The 23,798-nt window shown below is 37.3% G+C and carries 6 protein-coding genes; 1 reads left to right on the forward strand and 5 read right to left on the reverse strand.

Features of this window, described 5'->3' with window-relative positions; all coding sequences use genetic code 11:
* Window positions 1–255: 255 nt before the first annotated feature.
* Window positions 256–10,686 (reverse strand): T9SS sorting signal type C domain-containing protein, encoded by a 10,431-nt coding sequence (locus OLM53_RS06955; RefSeq protein WP_264522311.1) that lies wholly within the window; start codon window positions 10,684–10,686, stop codon window positions 256–258.
* A gap of 868 nt (window positions 10,687–11,554) precedes the next feature.
* On the opposite strand from OLM53_RS06955, the gene OLM53_RS06960 reads away from it, so the two are divergent.
* Window positions 11,555–11,908: a hypothetical protein gene (locus OLM53_RS06960; protein WP_264522312.1), complete on the forward strand. Its 354-nt coding sequence runs from the start codon at window positions 11,555–11,557 to the stop codon at window positions 11,906–11,908.
* 175 nt (window positions 11,909–12,083) lie between these two features.
* Here the strand turns inward: OLM53_RS06960 and OLM53_RS06965 are convergent, their stop codons facing one another.
* From OLM53_RS06965 to OLM53_RS06980, 4 genes are all read right to left on the reverse strand, one after another.
* A complete protein-coding gene (locus OLM53_RS06965; RefSeq protein ID WP_264522313.1) occupies window positions 12,084–19,352 on the reverse strand; it encodes a T9SS type B sorting domain-containing protein in 7,269 nt (2,422 codons plus the stop codon).
* A 277-nt stretch (window positions 19,353–19,629) separates the two neighbouring features.
* Window positions 19,630–20,910 carry a hypothetical protein gene (locus OLM53_RS06970; RefSeq protein WP_264522314.1) on the reverse strand — a complete coding sequence of 427 codons (1,281 nt, stop codon included), beginning with the start codon at window positions 20,908–20,910 and terminating at the stop codon, window positions 19,630–19,632.
* A gap of 44 nt (window positions 20,911–20,954) precedes the next feature.
* Complete coding sequence (locus tag OLM53_RS06975) at window positions 20,955–22,823, reverse strand: OmpA family protein (protein ID WP_264522315.1); 1,869 nt, start codon at window positions 22,821–22,823, stop codon at window positions 20,955–20,957.
* A gap of 19 nt (window positions 22,824–22,842) precedes the next feature.
* Entirely contained in the window at window positions 22,843–23,763 is a 921-nt protein-coding gene (locus OLM53_RS06980; protein ID WP_264519938.1) for a type IX secretion system membrane protein PorP/SprF, read from the reverse strand.
* Between the last annotated feature and the right edge of the window lie 35 nt (window positions 23,764–23,798).

A 23,798-nucleotide genomic window follows, 5' to 3' on the forward strand; every position in this document is an offset into this window, starting at 1 on the left:
AAATTATACAATATTTTAACCTTAAGCAAATCATTTGCAACAAAAATAGAGTAAGTAAAACTTTAAATAAGTTTATTTCGACAAAATTAGCATTAAACTCGTTTAACGACAAAAAACCAACTTATTGACCATACAATAGTTATCAACATATCGTAAGAGTAATAAAACAAAAAAATCCCCGCTATCGCTAGCGGGGATTTCAATTATCATTCAGTAGTAATTGTCAATTCGTAATTGACAATTCGTAATTCGTAATTATCTAATCACTTTCTTGTTAACTACTTCACCATTCTCAGAAGTAATTTGAACCATAAGAACTTGATTCGCTTCTCCTCCATTGAATACTGTTTGGTTAGAGTTAATGCCTTTTTTCTCTAGCAACAATCTGCCTCTAATATCAAATACTTTTACAGAAGACATAATCACACTTCCAGTGTTAATTACAAAATCATGGTTTTGACTATAGATAATTACATTGTTAGCAGTAAAAGTAGGATGAGTAGTTCCTAAAGCGGTTTGGTAAACAAGTTCAAAACGACTATTGAAAGCTCCTGCTGTAGTAGCAAAAGTATAACCACCAGTACTCAAATCATAAAGTGAGTTAGTCAAGTTATCTTTCAAATAAATAGTTTGTCCACCACCTGCAAATAAACCATCAACATGATCTAAAGTAATAGTATAGTTTCCATCAGCTGCAGCCTTAAACGCTAACGGAACAACATCCGAAGCATCAAATGGTAAGCTTCTTCCTTGAATAGCAAACTCTTCATTATTCAAATACGAGTTCAAAGCAGTAGCATTATCATTAAAGTAACGACCATCAATAGCAACATCTATTCCTTGAGTAGCATCTGTCATATAAGCCACCATCATCTGATTAATAAGATCCGTCGAACTAGATAAGTTTAACCAAATTCTATTACGTTCAATAGCGGCACTTCTTAAGAACTGATCCGCATTATTACCAACACGTTGACCATTGTTAAACGCTAAAGAAGTAGAAGTCGTTTTAACAATAAAGCCTTGTCCTACTTGAATAACTCCATTCGGAACAATATTCAAAGTGTCTCCTCCCGATTTAACACCACCTGCAGTAGTATAAGTAGCATAAGAAGAAGCCGAAGAATTATTGGTTTTTCTCCAGAAATACAATCCGTCTCCTGGTGTCAATGGATTATTTCCAATACTATTATCAGCAATAAATTGATCCGCACTAATAGTAGATGGATAAGGATTTCCAACAGCATAAAACTTACCACTAGTCAAACTAGAAAGTGTTACTGTTCCGTTATTAGGTACTCCCGTAAAAATTCCTGTCCAAACAGTCGGAGCAGTAGGATGATCCCATGGAGCTCTAATTAAATAACTTGTTCCTGTAGAGAACAACGCATGATTACCATCTGTTCCGTTCACATTATCGGCATTCAATCCTGTAATAGCAAATCCTGAATAAGCAGTATACAAATCGTTACTTGGATTATAAGTGTAAAAACGATTAGCAAAAGTAAACGGTGAAAAAGCATACAACTCTTGACCAGTAACTGGTGAAGACCATAAAGTATAATCCAAACGTTTTATTGCAGCTGAGTTTCTTTTTACTATTGTTGAACCAGTACCTGTATTGGCAACATTATTAGTTTGCAATAAATTAGCATTGTTTTCTATTGTTAATGTTCCATTATTTACAATAGCATTTGCAACATTTAAATCAAATCCTGAAGTCACTGTTACCGAATTACTTGCATTAATCTTAACTGAATTCGCAGTAGCATCAGCAACTACAGCAACCGTATGTTTTACAGTTACATCGGCGGTGGTTGGAGGAACTGCACCTAATGCCCATGTGGCAGCTGTATTCCAGTTACCATTTTGAACGGTGTAATAAGCATCCGGACCAGCATTAGCCAATGTAATATTATTTTGTCCTGCTATCAAAGAACCTATTGTCCCAGTAGTTACTGTGTTGGCAGTAGCATCATTAGAAGCAGTAGCATAAACATTACTATATCCTGTTGTTTCATTAGTACCAGTACCATAATAAGTAATTAAAACCGGAGACTCAGTGTTCCCATTAAGTTCTCCATCACAATACGATGAAGTTAAGGTTACATTGCCTGTAGCAGCAGTGGTAGGAGTTACACTATATACACGTTTAATAGTATTGGTACCACTTGGTGTAGCAACTGTTTTTTGAACAAATCGTTTTATGTTAGTACTTCCCAATGAAGTTGCAGTAGTAATAGCAATGCCTAAGTAATTAGTACCCGAAACAAAAGTACGGGTCGTTTGAATATAACCATTCCCTTGTGTAGGCGAACCAGTATTAATAAATTGTCTTGAACAAGTTTCTCCAGTTACAGTTGCTGTTGCTCCTAACGTTATATTATTACTTCCATTCAAATCAACATTACCTCCAGAAGAAGCCGATAAAGTAAGTGTACCATTAATCGTTTGGCTTTTACCTAATGATAATCCACCTGCAGCTCCACTAACGGTAACATTGTTAAACGTGCTTTCGGTAGATCCACCAACCGATTGAGAGGTTGTGCCGTTAAAAGTTAACAAGCCTGTTCCCTGTGTGAAGGTACCACTATTAAGGAAATCCCCTCCAATAGTCAATGCAGGATTAGCTGCACCATTATAAGTAGCGCCGGCATTAATAGTCAACGTTTTAGAAAGTGTTAATGCTGTTGAACCAATGGTTTTAGACCCTCCTGTTAAGGTAAGATTAGCATAATCGGTTCGGTTTGTTACTACTTGTGTACTAGCAGCAGTATATTCAACCGTTGAAGCTGTTCCTAAAGTAACCGTAGGAGTGTTAGTAGTAGTGTTGAATGCTGTAGTCGTTGACCCTGTAAATCCAATTAAATTAGAAGTTTTAAAGGTCCCGTTTATTGAAAATGTATTGGTTGTACTAGTAGTCGATAAAACAAATGAACTAGCATTAAGTGTAGAACCAGCATCTACAAGAATTGGTGTTCCACCTGTTATACCATTTATCGCTAAATTAGAGGCAAGGGTTAACGTGGTAGTATTGGATACCTGTAAACCATAATATATTATATTAGTGCTTGGAGTTAATCCTGTAAATGTAGTAGCTCCTCCTCCAGTAAAGATTAGTTTCGCTAATCCAGCTCCTGTAACAGTAGCTAAACCTCCCGTTTGATTCCAAGCAGTACTAATTAAAAGATTGGTAGTAGTAACCACTGCACCTGTAGATTTATCATCTATAGTACCTCCACTAAAGTTAACAGTACCAACTGCAATATTATTGACCAAAGCAGTTGTATTTGAAGCAGGATTCGTAACAAATGTACCTGCTTGAATGTTTAAAGTAGTAGCCAAGTTTTGTGTGGTAGCAGAGTATGGTAAAGTATAAGTACCACCTGCACCATTAATAGTTAATACGTTAAAACTATTACCACTGCTTACAGTTGGTAAAGTAAGATTAAATCCTGTTGTAGAGGTTAACGCTACTGTACTTCCTGTAACAGTATAAGTGCCTGATCCTGGCGTAAATGTTGTTCCAGCAATAGTAATAGTACCTGAACTGGCCAAGGTTCTATTCCCATTACCCGTATTAGTAATATTAGCATAAGATGAAGCCGGTATGGTTTGAGCTCCTGCACTACTAAAGTTAAATATATTTGAAGTACCTGGTGTAGTAGTAGCAGTACTTGGTGTATAGGAATTCGCAACATCTATAGTTCCTGTTGTCAAAGTTCTAGCGCCATTACCACTATTAGTTAAATCATAGTATTTTGTTGAGGCAATAGTTTGTGACCCTGAACCAGTATAATCAACGGTACTTCCCGAAGTAGCGGTATAAGCGCCAGCACCCGTAGTAAAGGTTCCTGCTATACCAGTAGTTCCAGCAGTCCAAACACGGGCTCCTCCTGTACCGTTTAAATTACCATAATTAAAGGCTGGTATCGTTTGTGAAGAAGCAGATGATAAACTAAAAGTACTAGTAGCATTCCACGTACCTGTACCTGCCGTATAAGTAACATTTCCTAACACAGTAATAGCTGCTGGTGAAGCACCAACGGTAAAGAAATTACCAGTACCATTAAAGGTAAGGTTATTAACAGTTACTGCAGTAGTTAAACTCAAATTAGCCGCAGCTCCTGTACTACCATTAGCTAAGGTTACGCTGTCAGATGAACCTGGTATACCATTTGGACTCCAGTTTGTACTTGTATTCCATGAACCATCAGTAAAACCAACCCAAGCATAGGATACTGGAGGATTATCGCGTCCTGTCCATTCTACACTTCCAAGTGGCGCAGCAGTTTCTGATACACCTGCAACGGCAGACACTAAACTACCACTAGTATAAGTATTGGCAGAAAGCGTCCAAGTAGAACCATTCCAATAAGCGGCTTTAATCAAAGAAGCTGTTCCGTTCTCATCCTCTGCTCCTGTAATAGCAACAGCCGGATTAATATAATAATTATAAGTACCTCCAGCACCATTCTCAGAGAAAGTCCAATAACGACTTAAATAATTAGTTGGTGTAGAAGGGGTATTCATATTAGTACTAACAGCATCTATTACTTTCGCACCTACAATACGTGCTACAGAGTTTGCTGTAAATTGTAAAGTTACTTGTGAATATTGAATAGTACCTGTATTTTCTCCTATAGGAAAAAGGTAAGTCCCTGTTCCTGAAGCTATACTTCTTTTATATAAACCACTACCATCTGTCACAATCATTTTAGTAGTACTTGGTGTAGTAATAGATTGTGTTCCGGTTGAAGTTAAATCATTGCTTCCTAAAAGAATTCTACCAGCCGTAATAGTCAATGTACCGGTTACAGTTCTTGAACCGCTTAAAGAAACATTAGGTGTAGCATTAGTATTATTAATAGTAACATTAACCGGCCCACTTGTTGCAGGAAACTCATTACCAGTAGTTTGTGCACCAACGGCTGTTACATAAGCTAATGTTGTTGTTGTACCATAAGTAACCGTCCCAGATGTTACAGCCGTTCCACTAGAAGCAGCAGTAAAGGTAGTTCCATTATTCAAAGGTAAAGTACCTGTTACAGCAATACCCGATGGGTTAGATACTTTAAAGTTAATTACCCCACTTATAGAGGCTCCCGGAGAAACCGCCTGACTCGTAGTTCCATTAAACTCAATTAAATTAGCCGTTCCTGTACCAGGATTATTTAAAGCAATCGCAGTAAACGAACCTGCCACTTTTAAAGTTCCAGCTCCTGTTCCTGTTCCCATAGAGAAGGTACCTGCTGTTTGGGTAAAATTCCCAGCAACACTTACCACTTGAGTAGAACCTGATGCTAAAGATAAAACCGAAGTAGCCGAAGAATTAAGATTTACGTTTCCAGCAATTGTAGTAGTGTTAGCACCTGCTGCAGAACCAAAGTTAATAATCGAAGCATCTGAGGCAGTAACACTTCCACCAATACTAATCGTACCAGCTCCGTTAGCAAAATTAAGAACAGCTGTATTGCTCACATTTACGTTTCCTGTTACAGTTAAGGTCGCCGCTGCATTAATAAAATCAACAACAGCAGCATTACTAACATTCACATTTCCGTTTATGGCTAATGTTCCAGTAGTAAGGAAACGGAATCTTCCTGTACCAGTAGCCTGTATATTTGCATTTCCTTTAATAACTCCTGTGGTAGTTGTTGTAAAGAACGATACAGTTGAGGCATTTACAGAAGAATTATAGGTAAAATTACCATAACTTTGATTAGCATTTGTAAAAGAACTTCCAGATCCAGACAATACAATAGTAGAAGCAGTATCCCAAGTAGCCAAAGGAATAATGGTGGTTCCATTAGTAAGATTCATAAAAGAACCTGCATTCATCAATAATGTAGTACTTGTAGTGGTTATAGTAGCATTGGTTGTTGAAGACAAGTTAATAGTTCCAGTTACGGTTGCTATATTGTTAGTCAAATCTAAAGTAGGAGTTCCTGCAGTAGAAGAAAACGTTAAAGTACCAGCAATACTACTAGTAGTAGTACCTGTAAAGGCTAAACCTACCGAAGCACCACCGCTTAAATTTAAAGTAGACCCTGATGGGATATCCAAATCAGTTCCTGTTCCTCCTGCTATAGTTAAAGTAGCAGTAGCGGTTGGTTGTAAATTTAAATTAACGCTATTGGTTAATAATAATTTTGAAATTGTCTGAGAAGCAAAACCTGTAACGGTTGGTGATGGCGTAATAGCTCCGTCAAAAACCAAAATATCATTAGCGGCTGGTGTTGTTCTTGCCGGAGTCCAGTTGGTATCCAAAGAATAAACAGCAGAACCAGTTTGGTTCCAAGTATAAGTCGTTGACCCTTTTACTCTACCCGTAAAGTCTGCCGTAGCACCTAATGGGGCTGAAACATTCGTAACACCACTAGTAATCGTAAGCACATTGGATGCTGCCGAACTAGTCAATAGTGTCCAAGGGGAAGTTCCAGTCCACAAATTCATTTTGATATTGCCTTCTGTACCATTAATATCAGCTGGTAAATAGGTAGCTGTAGCAGTGTAAGTATACGTGCCAGCAGCACTGTTGCTCAATTGCCAGTATCTTGAGATATAATCGGTTTGTACATCTACATCGTCCATAGAAGGATGAATAGCATCCACAGGACGAACTCCTATAGTTCTAGCTGTTGAGTTCGCTGAAAATGACAATGTAAAAGGAGAGTATTCTGTAGTCCCAGTATTTTCTCCGACGTGAAAAGTAAAAGAAGAAGCACCGGTAGCAAAATCTTTTTTCATTTGCCCAGTACCTTGTATTAATACGTAACCATTGGTTCTGTTTACAACAACACCAGTACCTACATAAGTAAAACTGTTGTTGTTTCCTATATCTACAATACCATTTACAAAATTTGTTGCTGAACTTACAGTAACATCACCTATACTAAATGTAACTGCAGCACCTGATGCTGTGTTATCAAAAGTAATAGAAGAGAATTTTGCAGTAGATGATGTAGTTGAATTCCTAAATGTACCTGTACCACTCACTGTTTGTGCAACGGTGTTAGAGGTCGCACCACTTTGTTTTTCAAAATTAATAGCTGAAGAGGCAGCCGTAGTTGAGGTGTTTAATGAAGTTAATGTACCATTATTTACAATATTTCCGGCAAAGTTAAATTCATCTGAAGAGCCAATACGTAATTCAGAACCAGAATTTATTGTTAAAGTACCACCTATGAGCACTTCGTCTGCAGTACTTGCAGGTCCGCTCATATACCTGTCTGTAGTATTACCACCAGCAACTGTTACTGCTCCTAGTTGTAAACGACCAGATCCAATATAACTATCAAAGGCAAAACCAACCGTAGCCGTAGTAGCATTTGTTCCAGAGCTACCACCAACCACTATGGTATTTCCTACCCATGATTGGTTTGTTGTTGTTATCGAATACCCCAATGTCAATGCAGCACCGGCACTTGGTGGATCAACAAAAGTAATCGTACCTCCTGTAACGGCTTGCGTTCCACCAGTAATACTAAATACGATTGTTCCTGATGCAACACTTGTTGCTAGTGTACCGCTATTAGGGTCGATTGTAAAATTACCACCACTCATAGTAAGTGTTCCTCCCGAATTAACTACATTTCCATTAAGATTTACAGTTCCAGAACTAATAGTTAGTGCTCCCGAGGTTAATGATAAGGCTTGATTACCTCCATTGGCAACTCCAATATTTATAGTACCACCACCATTCGTAACTGTCCCTCCATTTATATTCAAAGCAGTGGCTCCAGTAGTAACAGTAGTAGCTATATTTAAAGTTTTTGAATTATTAGTTAATGTACCCGAAGTAACAGTAACAGAACTACGTGCCGTTCTATCTTCAGTAATACTTACACTAGTACTAGCCGTGTTCACCTCCACTTTATCCGGCACTCCAACACCGCTAGTTCCTATTCCCCATGTTTTATCACCACTACCTACAACATAACCGGCACCCGTTCTAAAAGACAGTGTAGAACCAGTAGCATAAGTTGGAGAATTATTCACAACATAACCACCCGTATTAATTGTTAAGAAAGCACCACTACCTATAGTAGTCAAAGAAGACCCACAATCAAAACCACCCGACTGCACTTGTACCTGACCACCTGGAGTAGAGGAAGTAATACTCAAGGAACCACTACTTACAGAGGTCACTGTTTTAAGAGTTGTTGCCGATGAGCCTTTTAATAATAAAATACCACTCGCCGAGGTAAAATCAATTACTCTCGCCGCTCCCGATGTTAAAATATTTCCACCATTCCCATCAAGGGTAAGGGTAAAAGCACCTATTTTTATAGGCCCTGCATTTAATAATTGGAATACATCACCAGCAGTAGAATAAACAGTAACATTGGTACCTATAGTAACACCACCAGTACCCGTTGTATTGTTAAGGAAATAGGCAAAACAGTTGGTAGCACCTGCTGTATTTAAACCCGAACCTGAAATAGTTTGTGTAGTAGCAGAAGTACCAAAGAAATTGATAGCTCTTCCATTATGAGTTAACGTACCGTTTTGTGTAAAGTTCCCTCCTATACTTAAGTCTCCTGTTGAAGCATTTAACGTAATACCCGAACCTGAATTGACATTCAAAAAACCAGCAGCACCACGATTACCGCTTGGCATCGTAATAAAGGTGTTTCCTTGTATAGTTACGTTATTCGGTATTCCAACTCCTGCGGTTGCTGAAGAACCAATCCATTCCGTTCCAACGGTATAAGGTGAACCAGAAGTACTTGCTGTATTATAAATCAATGCTGATGTTGACGAGTAAGTAGGCGATGTTGTACTAACATATCCGCCTGCGTTTATTTGTAATGTAGCGTTACCATTGATAGCAAATGTTCCAAACATAACTTCAAGCCCTCTTGCAATTGCCAGTGTGGTAGCTGTTGGAATGGTAACATTTAAAAATCTACATAAAGAACCTGCTCCGTTTACCGTCAAGGTACCTGTACCTGCATAAGTCAAATTTATATCATTACCAGATCCTACATTGGTACCTGTTATAGATCCTCCTACAGCTAAGGTAGCACTTGTTCCTGTCATGGTTAAAGTAACCGCCGTTCCAGATAAATTTTGTACATCCCCACTAGTCACCGTAACATTTCCTGCAACAGTTCTCGAAAATGGCAATCTGAAACCTCCTGAATTATTTACTGTCAAATTTGTTGGACCACTTGCTGCGGGAAACTCAATGGCAGTTGCTGTTTGGGTACTTGTTCCAGCATAGGTTAGTGTAGTTGTACCACCGTAAGCAACAGCTGTTCCTGTAACAGAACCTCCTTGATTTATTTGAAGCGTACCACTAACTGTTGTAGTTCCTGTATTAGTCAAAGCAGCTCCTAAAGCCAGCGTGCCTCCACTATTTACCGTGATGCTACTACCACTTGGGTTTGTATAATTTCCATTCAATGTTAAGGTAAAACCATTGTTTACTGTGATGGATCCAACTTGATTAGTTGGTGTTGATGAAGCAGTAACGTTAGTATTTATGATTACAACATCTCCCGCAGTAGGAACAGCTGCTGGACTCCACGTGCTGGCTGTATTCCAATCAGCATTAGCTACTGACGTATAAGTTACTGGTGTTCCTTTTGTGCCACTCAAAGCAGTACTATATTTACCTTCACCTACGGCATAAACACGCCATTGGTACGAAGTTGCTGTTGCTAAACCTGTAGCAGCGAAGGTATACGCGCCACCAGTTGCAGCGGTTGTAGTAGATGCTGTATTACCTACATAATTCCATGTAGTACCACCGTCTGATGAATTATATACAGCAAAATTATATTCGTTAGTAGAAGCATCTACCCAATTCAATGTCATTGAGGTACTAGCCACTGATGTAAAAGTAAGTGTAGTTGGTACCGTTGGTGTTACTGACGGTGTCCAACTGAAAATTCTTCTAGAACCGTTACTAGCACCATTTAAATTAGTCATACTGGCTGTTCCACCAAAACTAGTGGTTGTCCAAGCTGTTGAGTAAGTATTAGTCGGAGTACCTCCTATTGTAGCTATCCAGGCACTTGTAGTAGCAGTTGTTCCTGAGGACCATGCCACCGTTCTAGATGTTGCAGCATTAGCATACATAATACCATAAACATATTCCACTGCTCCAGTTGCCTCATAAAGTCTAACTTGCATATTGCTACCAGTTCCCGCAGTAGAGGAGAATGGTACTCTAAAACTAGTCCATTCAATTATAGCAATTCTGTTTGGCGCTGAACCTGTAATTTTGTAACGGACTTTACCATCGGTTTGAATAGCATTATCTCCACTTAGTGGCGCTAATATAGGCCCCGCTTGTGCTGCTGTGATGGCTGTTCCTCCAACTGTTGTACCTCCTAATCTCATTTGACCATTTGAATTGACACTAAACTGTGTGTAAGGCACTCCCATGAAGTGAAATACAAATGGCGTAGTGGATGAAAAAGTAGTCACCGGCGTAGCATCATCATCGTGATAAACTGTATTTGGGATAGCAGCACTTGCTAATGACAATTCCGTAGTACCAGTTGACATATCTGTTAAAGAAGCAGTCGCGTTGGTAGCAGGAGTGTAATTCGCATTACTCTGGGCATTCATTCCTCCGCTAAACAGCAAAACAAATAAAAACGCTAAACTCGTCGCGAAACGGGTAAAAGAATAACTACTAAATTGAAATGTAGACGGTGTAAAAATGTTCATAAATCTATTGGTATTAATTATCTTGAAATATATCTCTTTTTGGTAAATAAACGCAATTATACAATCAAAAAAAATGAGTTGAAAAACTACTGTCTTTCAAGTCATTATTTTTTAAAAACAGATTTAGGGAGCGTAAAAATACATTAAAATATATAAAAAAAAAGTTTTTCTACGATTAATTCTTTGTAAACGCTTACGTTGTACTACTTATCCCAAATTCTATATAAAACAGTTAAGAATTTAGCGACCCTACTCTAATGCTGTTAAAATAATTTTATTAAAAAAAACCAAAGCTAAAAAACAAAATCGGGTACAAAATTGATATAAATCACTTAATAAAACATTAAAGTAAAGTAAAGTTTTTTAGAAAAGTGAATGGTGTAAAAATAAGACTGTACCCCTTGTTAAGAAATTGATATGAATTTATATTTCACGGGTCAAATTAGTAAACTTTACCAAGAGTAAGCCAAACTCGACGAAGAGAAGGCTGTACTCGATTCATAGTAAGCAACACTCTATGCAGAGAACCCTGCACTCAATGCAGAGAAGGCTGTACTCGATACATAGTAAGCAACACTCAATGCAGAGAACCCTGCACTCAATGCAGAGAAGGCTGTACTCGATACATAGTAAGCAACACTCAATGCAGAGAACCCTGCACTCGATACACAATAAACAACACTTGATACAGAGTAAGCAACACCCTATGCGCTATTTAAAAAACAAAATATTTAGATATATTCCAAGATTTACACACTATTAATGTTAAATTTTTATTAAATAGTTCCATAAAAACAATTTTGGCACATAATTTGATTTAGTGGTGTTGTGTGAAAAATTTAATGTTTAATTATTAATTCAAATTAAAATGGCCAGAAAAAAATTAGTTCGTGTTCGCGATTTAGATAAAGGTCGTACACGATTAGCAGCTGTTAAAAGTATAAATGCTGCTTTAGATCTAGGCAATGGTTTAACCATTGAAAACTACGAGGCTGAGGTTGGAAAAACCAAAGATGCTGTTGAACTTTACAACACTACCTTGAGTACTATTGATGACTTATATAATACCGCTTTGGCACGTATTGAAAGTCTTAAAGATTGGAATGAGAGAATGTTAAACGGGGTAGCTTCTAAGTATGGCACTAACAGCAGCGAATATGAAATGGCTGGTGGTGTTAGAAAAAGCGAAAGAAAAAAACCCGTAAGAAAAGTGAAAGCTTAATCTTAAAAAGAGAACCGAAACAGTTGTTTCGGTTTTTTTGTGCTTAGTAACAATTTATAGAAATAAATTTGTAATTAGTAATTCTCAACCTACAACCCACAACCCCAATTCATCATTCATCATTCACCATTCACAACTCAAAAAAATCCCCCTCATCTCTGAAGGGGATTTTTAACTATCGCTTAAGGCTAAAGTGTGCTTTAAATTGTTTGGCACTAGCGTTCTCAATATAATCAACACTAAACCAGTAATCATCCGATGGTAAGAGATGTCCATTGTAAGTTCCATCCCAGCCATTTCCGGCAGAACTAATTTGTTTCAACAACTTGCCATAGCGATCAAAGATGTAAATCCTCGCATCCGGTTGTCCACCTAATCCAACAATATTCCAAGTATCGTGTATGCCATCACCATTCGGAGTAAAGTAATGTGGGTAATCAATGATTTGTACATCTTCTATTATAAGCTCCTCACAACTATAAGCGATGCCGCCTTCAGTGTCCCAAACATGGATCACATGGGTTCCTAACGAAACACTGTCAAAAATAGTGCTCGCCTGTCTTGGTCCATCATCCAAACTGTATTCATACGTTCCATATCCTTGAATAAGTACCGTAATAATTTGTTGTTCAGTAAAGGCATTAGTTACTGTATACCCAATAGTTCCAGTCGGAATAGAAGCTTGCCCTGATTGTATCACCGCAAACGAGGCCGAGGTAGTATCACAAGCCAGTGCACTATTACTAGTAACATGCACCGTATAATTTCTAGTAGCTCCCGTTGCCGATGAAGTGTTCACCGTATACGTTGGTCCTGTTGCCCCTGTTATCGGAGTAGTGGCTGCATCCTCAAACCATTCAAAAGTATAATTCCCGGGATTAGCAATACCACTATCTAGTGTTAATGGTCTTACTACTGCGTTGGTATCAAAGTTAACACAAATCGTATTCACACCATTATCCGTTACGATAATAGGATTAGGATAACGCTCCACGGTGATATCAATAGTGGTAATAGCATAACATAAAGGCGTAATGGTATTACTGCTGTTCTCTACCTTAACCCATATTGTATCGGTATCTGGATCGGTTTGATAGGCTTGAGCTTGGGCTAGTGTTAAGGCATTTGTCCCTGCTGTAGCGTCTGCCAAACTAGTATAATAACTTACTAAGAATACCGTTGGGCTTTGTCCATTAAGGATAGCCGTAGCATATTGAGTCAAGTCAATTTGGTGGATACCATCATAAGGGTCATTATAATTATCACATTCTGCAAAAGTTTGTGGCCCTGTAGCGGTAGCATATTGTTCTACGGCTAAAGTAAGTACTCCTGTATTAGTACATCCTGTGGTATTGTTTACTACTCTAATGTAGATGTTTTGTGAATTGGCAGTAACATTAGTATACGGAGATACTAGCGGTAGTTGTCCTGTATTAGTCAGTGGATTAGCGCCTGCTGCTGTTAAGTAGTAGCTTATCGTAAAGTCTGTAGTAGCTTGTGCTGCTCCTAGTATCTGTGGGGCTAACAATGGGTTAGTCAAATCAAATGGGGCTAATCCATCGGTATCATTATCACATACTCTATAAGGAGCTAATGGTTGTACTACCGTTGGCAGTGGATTCACTTTCAAAGCTTGTTCAACCAGTACATAACAGTGATTCCCTTGATAGTCCACTCTGGTGTTCTCTACTCGTATCCAAACATTAGTCCCCACTAAAGCGTTGGTTGGGGTTAGTATTTCGTTGGCTACAATATTATTTTCTGCATCTGCTTGTGTTGGGAAGTAATGGAAACTTAAGTTCGGGTCATTATTTCTAATGTAGCTTTCATTAACCGTTAAATCAAAATACTCTAGCATATCCCCCGGATTATTATCATCACATTTTGGTGCCAAAGCCGCTGGATTGGTATTTGGAGTTGGAATTGGTAAGACTCTAATATCCAAGGTCGTGATACTTTCACAATTCGCCGGTGCTGGACTACTAACCACTACTCCCAAGGTTTGTACCGCTGGATGTAATAGGTCATTTTGATACGCTGTTGGTGTAGTAATTGGATTAGTATGGGTTTGTGCTTCTAGTAAACTTGGATAATACGTTACGGTATATCCTAATAATCCTTGGGTGATTTGAGCATTTTTTACCGTTAAATCAAAAGTATGGTATTGATTGTTTGGATTAGCATCATCATCACACAAACTAAGCGGAGTGGGAGTAGTAAGCAACAGTGGAGTATTAATATGCAACAAGAAGGTGCCTATATTATAACAATGGGTCACATTGTTCTCTACTCTAACCCATATCGTCTGACCATTACTGCCAACATAGTTCGTGTCTGGTATAATCGGTGCGGTTCCTACTTGGGCTATAGCTAAGCTGGTGTAATACGTTACACTATAGGCTGTAGCTGGCAAAGGTTGTTGTGATAGAACACTAGCGGTTAATTGGGTTAAATCAACTCTTGTACTTGCATCTTGTGGATTGTTATCCGTATCACATACTGTAATATCAACTAAAGATACTGGCGTTTTTGGACTCGGATTAACATCCAACTCTATGGGAATAACACTAACGCAGTGGGTTAAATTATCTTCCGCTCTGGCATAAATAATCTGAACAAACGGATTGATATTAATATACTGCGCCGGATTAGGAATCGTAGTACCATTACTAGCAGCATCTTGTGGCGTTTCATGGAAACTCACTGTATAAGTAGTAATCGAATTTAACAATCCTGGTAACAAACTCGTTAAATCAAAAGTAGTAAACCCATCTTGATCATCATCGCAAAGTGTGTAAGGCTGTGTAGGTGGAATTAAACTTGGTAAAGGCTCTACTCTAATATCCATCGTAGAGATAACAGAACATCCTGTGGCATTATTGGTAATGCTTATCCCTAAGGTTTGAACATACTGTATCTGGTTTTGATACAGTAAGTTGGTAATTTCATTAGTCCCATTCTGAGCATCTCCTAAACTGATATAAAACCTAACCGTCATTCCGGTTTGTCCTAATAAAATATCATTGATCTTACTGCCTAAATCAAAGGTCTCAAAGCCGATATTACTTTGGTCAACATCACAAAGAGAATACTGTGGGTAGTTCGGCTGAAGTGAATTCGGTATCGGATTCACTACTAATTGCAAGGTTACTACATCATAGCATCCCGTAGCGATAGTCTCCACTCGAACATAAAGCGTTTGGGTGTTTGGACTAGCATTCACATAACTAGAAATACTAGTGATAGCATTGGTTCCTGCATCAGCATCCGGTTGACTTGTGTAGAAACTTACGCTTGTTAATGCCGGGTTAATACTACCCAATATCTCATTAATTTTTGTGGTTAAATCAAAAGTCTCAAAGCCAACGGCTCCGGTGTAATCACACAATGCATATGGCGTTGGTTGGGTCGGAACTGGAGTCTTGTTGACTATTAATTGAAGGGGTACTATTTGATAACACGTTGTTGTATTGGAATCAACTCTAACATAAATAGTTTGAACAAATGGATTTATGTTGTCGTAAATCAAAGGATTCGGAATAGTGGTTCCATTGATTAAGGCATCGTCTGGTGTTTCATGAAAAGTAACAGTGTAATTTGGATTACCTCCAGTAATACTATTGATAATCTGTGTTAAATCAAAAGTTACAAAACCATCATTATTAGGATCGCAATCCTGTAATGGAAGAGGGTTTGGATTTACAACAACATCATTAACACTATTGGCAATTATAATAGGCGCTGTAGAACTGGTGCAACCATTTATAGTATTTCTAACGGTAACCACATAATTGTTAGGAGATAAATTTAAAAATCCTGTTGTCAATTGAAAGGATACTCCATTGTTACTATATTCTAAAGTAGTCCCTAAAGGGGAAGTAACTTGAATGGCTCCAGTTAATACAGTACAATCGGGTTGTTGAGTAGTTACTGTAGGCACTGCAACACTTGGAATTGGATTAACCGTTAAAGGAGTCGCTAAAGAAACACAACCATTACTAGTATTTCTAACCGTAACATTATAATTATTTGGAGTTAATCCTATAAAGGTTGTACTAGTCTGGTAGGTAGTTCCATTAACACTATATTCTAAATTCGCACCCGTTGGAGCAGTGACAACTATAGTTCCGGTTGGTGTAGTACAAGTCGGCTGAACAGTAACACTAGCCGTTGGAGTAGCAAGGGTTGGTATAGCATTTACAGTAACAATCGTAGCTGTTGAAACACAGCCATTAGTCGTATTTCTAACCGTAACATTATAATTATTTGGAGTTAATCCTGTAAAAGTGGTACTAGTTTGGTAGGTAGTTCCATTAACACTATATTCTAAATTGGCTCCTGTTGGTGCTGAAACCACTATAGTTCCTGTTGGGGTGGTACAAGTAGGTTGAACGGTAGCACTAGCAGTAGGTGTTGCAATGGTTGGGATAGCATTTATAGCAACAATCGTAGCTGTTGAAACACAACCATTAGTGGTATTTCTAACCGTAACATTATAATTATTTGGAGTTAATCCTGTAAAAGTCGTACTAGTTTGGTAAGTAGTTCCATTAATACTATATTCTAAGTTGGCTCCCGTTGGAGCTGTAACTACTATAGTTCCAGTTGGCGTGGTACATGTTGGTTGAACTGTAGCACTAGCCGTTGGTGTTGCAATGGTTGGGATAGCATTTATAGTAACTATAGTTGGGATAGAAGCACAACTATTGGTAGTATTTCTAACGGTTACATTATAAGTATTGGGTGCCAATCCAGTAAAAGTGATACTAGCTTGATAAGTAACCCCATTGATGCTGTATTGATAATTTGCCCCTGTAGGTGCTGAAACAACTATAGTCCCTGTTGGAGTGGTACATGTTGGTTGTACAGTAGCGCTGGCAGAAGGAGCGGCAATGGTAGGTACGGCATTTATAGTAACTATTGTTGCGGCTGAAACACATCCATTAGTAGTATTCCTAACTGTAACATTATAATTGTTTGTTGCTAATCCTGTAAAAGTTACACTAGTTTGGTAGGTAGTTCCATTAACACTATATTCCAGATTGGCTCCTGTTGGAGCTGTTACAACAATAGTTCCTGTGGGTATAGCACATGTTGGCTGCACAGTTGCACTAGCTGTGGGAACAGCAATAGTTGGCACAGCATTTATAGCAACAATTGTGGCTGTTGAAACACAACCGTTTATAGTATTTCTAACAGTAACATTATAATTATTGGGTGTTAATCCTGTAAAGGTTGCACTGGCTTGGTAGGTAGTCCCATTAACGCTATATTCCAAATTTGCCCCTGTTGGTGCTGTAACCACTATGGTTCCTGTTGGCGTGGCACACGATGGTTGTACTGTCGCGCTAGCAGTTGGTGTTGCAATAGTCGGAACAGCATTAATAGTAACAACAGTTGCCGTTGAAACGCAACCATTAGAGGTATTTCTAACTGTTACATTATAATTATTGGGTGCCAATCCTGTGAAGGTTGTACTAGATTGATATGTGACACCATTAACACTATATTCAAGATTGGCTCCCGTTGGAGCGGTTACAACTATTGTTCCTGTAGGTGTAGTACATGTGGGTTGAACTGTAGCACTAGCGGTTGGCGCAGTAATAGTTGGGACAGCATTTACAGTTAGTATTGTTCCGCCTGAGACACAGCCTGTTGGTGTTTTCTTAACAGTAACAGTATAGTTATTAGGCGATAATCCGGTGAATGTGGTACTAGCTTGATAGGTAACACCATCAATACTATATAAATTTCCAGCTCCAACTGGTGCTGAAACAACTATAGTACCTGTAGGAGTAGAACAAGTTGGCTGAACAGTTACACTAGCTGTAGGAGTTGCAGGGGTTGTACATCCATAATAGTTTGTACATAATGAAGTTAATGAACAAGTGGCACTCAAAACTACGGTTTCAACAACTATGTATTGTGTATTAGGTGTCAATCCATACCATTCAGGATTAAATCCAGACGCAACACTATTCGCATTGGTAGCAGAAGGAGAAATAGAAGAAGCTACATTACAAGAGGTTGCCAAAGGTCTAATAACGGCAGAACGCACTATACATAAACCCGGAGAACTAGTAGCTTGTTGAGCTATTCCAAGAAAACCGGAAGCATCAGAGGTTGCCAAATAATAATTAGTAAGTGTCGTATTTGTGGCTTGAGGTGTCCAAGTATTACAAGACCCAGCTGAAAAATTCAAGTTGGCATAACTAGACACACCAACTATAGGGCAAGTTGGAGTTGCACAAGCACCACAGGCATTATTAACAAGTGTAGCACAAGAAAAAGTGGTTGAAGTAAAACAAGTAGGGGCTGCACCGGTTGGTGTAACCGTAATAGTTACACTATCACCAGAATTCAATGAACCAACGGTATATGAGGTTGGTGTATTCGCAACTGCGCCAACGTTTACTGGTGTTAACGCATTAACTTGGTATGAAATAGTATATCCTGTTGCTCCTGTTGCTGCCGTCCAATTAAAAGTTACAGAGGTAGTTGTTGGAATCCCACAACTAACAACACTACTAGATGAGGCATTGACGTTCACAACAATAGCGGATCTAAGGCTTTCACATCCGCCTATCGTTTGACTAACATAATAAGTAGTAGGCCCTACTGTAGTAGTAGAAGGTGTTGGTGCAGTAGCACTAGCAGTACCTCCAGTTGCATTCGTCCCATACCAATTTAAAGTACCTCCCGTTAATGCAGTTGCAGAAAGAGCTGAAGCAGTGGCGCCTTGACAATAATTAATTGGAGTTGTGACAACAGGGGCTGCAGGTAATGACGGAGTAACACAAGTACCACCATTACAATGACCCGTTGCAGAAATCGAATTAATTGAAGTAGCTAAATTTTGAACCCAAGTACTTGAGCCATCTTGTTGTCTACTCAAAGGACTACCAGCAGCAGGATTTGCTCCTCCATATTTTATAATCGATGGATTTGAAGTATTTAATTGAAAAGGGGTTTGTAAAGTAACAGCAGGGCTTCCTGTAGGCAAACATAGTGGACCTGTATTATAATCAGAAGTATTGGATGTAAGATTAGCAGCACTAGAGGACCAATAAACGCAATCAATTGCAACACCTGCCGCATTATAAAGTGCACACCATCCATCCGTATTTGCAAGAACAAAATTTCCATTATAAAAACAATAATCCGCTGCTGCTAAAGGAATATCTACATTCCCAACAGCTGCACCAGCAGGATTTGCAGAAGCTAAAACTATATGCCCTCCTGAGGGAATTATAGCTGCGGCAACATTTGGAATTCTTATTGTTCCACCAGTATTTATAGTCCCGATGGTTTGTTTCATGGCTATAAAATAACCAGAAACATTTATTGGCAAACAACCGCTATTATAAAGCTCTATATATTCCTGACTGCTATTATAAATCAGCCCATTTGGAGGGGTGTTAACCGTTCCTGGGGGTCGTACCATTAACTCATTAATTACAACCTGACCATTTACTGAAAAAGTAAATGATATAAGAAAAAGGAATAGAAGATATTTTTTTATTGAGTTTAAGGATGGCATTGGTTATCGTATTTGAATACATTTTACAAATCAAATTTATTTTTTTTTAAAAAATAATAAGAATTATGAAGGGAAATAAATATTTCAAGCTATAAAAGAAATATAATGAAATAGGCAACAATTTGATTGTGTTTTCGTTACAAGAATAAACATCAACACAACTATCCTTGAGAGATGAAAATTATTCTAAAATATTTTTGTAAAAAGCTTCAAAATTATCTAACAAATACTTGTCTGCATTTTTCTTGTTATTTAATTGTTCTGTAGTTTTGATTTCTTGTGGCACAAAACAAATGAAGTATTTTTTGAAAATTTCTTTTACAGATAATTTAGATTTGAAAAAATCTTTTTCACATATAGTTATATTTTCTTCGTTAATTTTAAATTCAAAATAACCACTTTCGTTAAAAAACAATAACTCCTGGTTTAGTTTAAAATTACTTTCTTTATTCCAATAATCAACCATTCTATATTTTGCCAATGCTACATCTTGATGAGTTAGCATAACATTTTGTTTTTTGGCAGCTGAAAATAATAACCAATATAATAGCGGTTGTAATAATTTTGAATTTTCATTAGTCTCTTTAAATTGCTTTTGAAATTGATCTTTAAACACTATAGTCAAATAGAATAACTTATTTTCATTACTATATCCTATTTCAATTTTCAATATTTCCGCAATATCTTGAGAATTGATATTTTGGTCTTTTAAAAAGTTGTTTTCTGCTAATGAATTGTTTTTTAAAGAATAGTATAAAACTGTATAATAATTTGCAATCAAAAAAACCAACTGTGTAATACAGATGATGAAAAAAGCTAAAAAGTGTGGGTAAAAAAGGCTTAATGCACCAGGAACCATCTTTGACAAAGGCAATAAAACTTGCGTTAAAGATAAGAGTCCAATAGAAATCTTAATATAGGTTAGTGTCCATTTTTCAAAACCTAATTCTTTATAGGCATAATACAAAACATAGCCTAAACCCGATAAGCAAGCAATGGAGAAAACAGAATCTAATCCAACTATCAATAATCTCGAAACGAAATTAAAACTATCACTAATCTTATCCGTTATTGTAAAAAAACAGATAACTATAGAAAAGATTATAAATACATTGATAACCCATTTTTCTTTCTTAACAAAATAAGACGTAAAAATATTTTTCTCTTTAATTGGGAAAAAAGCCAAACTTAAGAAAAGGAAAAGATTATTCATTGACGATAGTATTCTATCGTTGATGATATAAGAAAGTGAAAATTCTTTTAAATCAAAAATCTTGTAAATTGCTACAACTGACCATGAAAGAATGGCAAATATTATAAACAATAAACCTTGATTTATTTCTTTATAATAATTATTTTGTTTGCTCTTGTTAGAATGTGATAGTCTTAAAAAAAACAAATATGTTGCTACTGAAAAAGTAATTCCAAATAAACCAAGTAAATAAAATTGTTTAAATGTCATAAGAGATATTTGTTTCTTTTGACAGCAAATATAATTTTAATTTTTTACTTCACAATCAAGAATTCAGAACGTCTGTTTTGTGCATGTTGTGCTTCAGTACAATCTTTTCCGCAATCTACTTTTGGTTCTAATTCACCCATTCCTTTTCCTGAAATTCTATCAGCAGCAATTCCTTTCGAAACAATGTATTGAACAGTAGATTTTGCTCTTCTATCAGATAACGCTAAGTTGTATTTATCGCTTCCTCTGTTATCGGTATGTGATTTGGCCATGATCACCATTTTATCATTGTTTTTCATCACCTGAACTAGTTTGTCTAACTCAAAAGCGCCTTCCTGTGTGATATTGCTTTTGTCAAATTCAAAGTAAATCGGCTTCAAAATAATTTCTGTTTCCGTTACAATAACATCGATAGGTTGTAAAGCAGCAGCCACAGTAGCAGATGGTCCTTTACTTTTAGTCACAGCAAAAGTACTGCCTTCATACCCGTCTTTTGAAGCTTGCACTACATAAGCGCGGTCACATTCCACTCTATATTTTACTTCACCTTTAGCATTAGCCATTTCAGTAGCGATAACATTTTTCTTGTCATCCAATATAGAAACGCTAGCATTAGCTAAAATAGCCCCTGTTTTAGCGTCTGTAACTACAATTTGAACATCTACACCACAAATCGGACTTACAGCGAAGATATCGTCGTTTCCATTACGATTACTAGATAAGAAACCTGCTTTTTTACTTTCATTAAACGTGAAAGCAAAATCATCTTTCTCCGTATTTACTGGTTTACCCAAATTACTAGCTTCAGAACCATTAGATAAATCTATTTGATACACATCTAAGCCACCAAATCCTTGTTTACCACTCGAAGCAAAATATAATGTTTTGTTATCATCGGCTATAAAAGGAAAAGTCTCATTGCCTTCGGTATTTACTTTTACCCCTAAGTTTTGAGGTTCACCATACGTTCCGTCTGCATTAATAGCTACTTTCCAAATATCTGTTCCACCAACACTTGAAGGTCGGTTTGAAGAAAAGTACAATGTTTTACCATCACGACTTAAACTTGGATTACTGTTGGAAAAGGTTTTATCATTAAACGGTAAAGCCGTAATGTCTCCCCATTTATCTCCAGTTTTAACCGCTTTGAATAAGTACACTTGACTGAATTTAGCATTGGCTTTTTTATCTTTTTCCGATATCTTTTCTTTAAAACTCTCACTGGCAAAGTAAGCCGTATTTCCATCAGCACTAATAGTGATTGGACCATCATGCCATTTAGAATTTAAATCGGTTAGTGGAGAAGCATTGGTGATAGTGCCATCAGCATTGTAATCTGCTTTATAAATGTCTAAGAAAGGCTCATCTGTCCAACCATACGTTTTTCTAGCTCCGTTTCTAGCGCTAGCAAAATACAAACTGTTGTCGTAAAGCACCGCTCCAAAATCAGACTTATCGCTACTGATATCAGAAGGATTAACATTGTATAATTTGGTTTTATCCAATAATCTTGGAACGTAATTAGGATTTTCTTTAAATGCCTTAGCTCGAGAATCACTTGGAGCTGCAGCCGCAAACTTTTGCATTTGTTTGTTAGCATCCTCATATTTCCCATTAGCTTTTAGCATTTGAGCATAGCGGTAATATGTTTCGGCCTCTTGATTAGTCTCTGTAGCTTTGGCATACCATTTAACAGCTTCCGTAGAATTAAACATGTTGTAATAGGTATCGGCTAATTGTTTGTAAACGTAAGGGTCTGCTTTGCCGTTATCAACCAATTTTAGATATTCTTTGGCTGCATCAACATATTCAAATCTATTGAATAATTTATCAGCTGATTTAGTGTTTTTATTTTGCGCCGAAACAGTAAGACTGATGACCACAAAACTTAATGCTATATATAGATTTTTCATTTTTTAGAAGTACTTTAGGTTAGAAATATCTTGGTGAACGTGATACTTTTTTCGGGAAGTTCAAATCAAATAATAGCATGAACTCATGAGAAGCTGGTGCTACTACTTTTAAATCAGAAATGATGTGATCATAAGCATATCCGATTCTTAAACTTGGTGTAATGGCAAAATTCACCATAGCCCCAAAAGAGTCTTCCAATCTATAAGTTGCTCCTAACTCTAACTTATCATAAAACATAAAGTTTGTAGAAACATCAAAAGATGTTGGTGCGTTAACTGACGATTTTATCATGGCAAATGGTTTGAATTTTAAATTCGGATTTAAATCAAACACATACCCTCCAGTTAAGAAATAATGTATGACATCCGTCCCGTATTGTCTTCCATTGAAATCTAAATATTTAGATCTTAACATGTTTGGAACAGAAAAAGCGATATAATATTTATTGGTATAGTAGAAAAGTCCTGAACCAATATTTAAAAACGTACTATTCGGATTTGATGCATAAAACGGATCACTCGTAGAAGGATTAGGCAACGTTGGGTAAATCGTTGCAAAATCAATTTTATGCATAGTAGCTCCCGCTTTTAAACCAAAGGCTAATCTATGTTCTCCTCCTAAATTTAGGGTGTATGAGAAATCACCATAAATGTTGTTTTCTTCAACAGGACCAATCTTATCTGAAATTACAGAAAGTCCCAAACCAACATTTCTACCCACAGGACTATGGAGAAAGAAGGTACCTGTTGTTGGCGCTCCTTCTATTCCCACCCATTGGGCTCTGTAAAGTAAACCTCCAGATAAACTTTCTTTTGAACCAGCATATGCCGGATTTATCACACTCATGTTATACATGTATTGCGTGTAATGCGGGTCTTGCTGTGCTTTTAACTCGGTAATCGCTAAAGCCAATATCGCAATGAAATATAGTTTCTTCATTTTGTGTTTGTTTTTATTTTGAATACAAATTATCT

This window comes from Flavobacterium sp. N1994, assembly GCF_025947145.1.
Lineage (GTDB): Bacteria > Bacteroidota > Bacteroidia > Flavobacteriales > Flavobacteriaceae > Flavobacterium.

Excerpts from the sequence above, each read along its gene's own strand:
- OLM53_RS06955 (WP_264522311.1), bottom strand. The coding sequence starts at position 10,686 with ATGAACATTTTTACACCGTCTACATTTCAATTTAGTAGTTATTCTTTT.
- OLM53_RS06960 (WP_264522312.1), top strand. The coding sequence starts at position 11,555 with ATGGCCAGAAAAAAATTAGTTCGTGTTCGCGATTTAGATAAAGGTCGT.
- OLM53_RS06965 (WP_264522313.1), bottom strand. The coding sequence starts at position 19,352 with ATGGTACGACCCCCAGGAACGGTTAACACCCCTCCAAATGGGCTGATT.
- OLM53_RS06970 (WP_264522314.1), bottom strand. The coding sequence starts at position 20,910 with ATGACATTTAAACAATTTTATTTACTTGGTTTATTTGGAATTACTTTT.
- OLM53_RS06975 (WP_264522315.1), bottom strand. The coding sequence starts at position 22,823 with ATGAAAAATCTATATATAGCATTAAGTTTTGTGGTCATCAGTCTTACT.
- OLM53_RS06980 (WP_264519938.1), bottom strand. The coding sequence starts at position 23,763 with ATGAAGAAACTATATTTCATTGCGATATTGGCTTTAGCGATTACCGAG.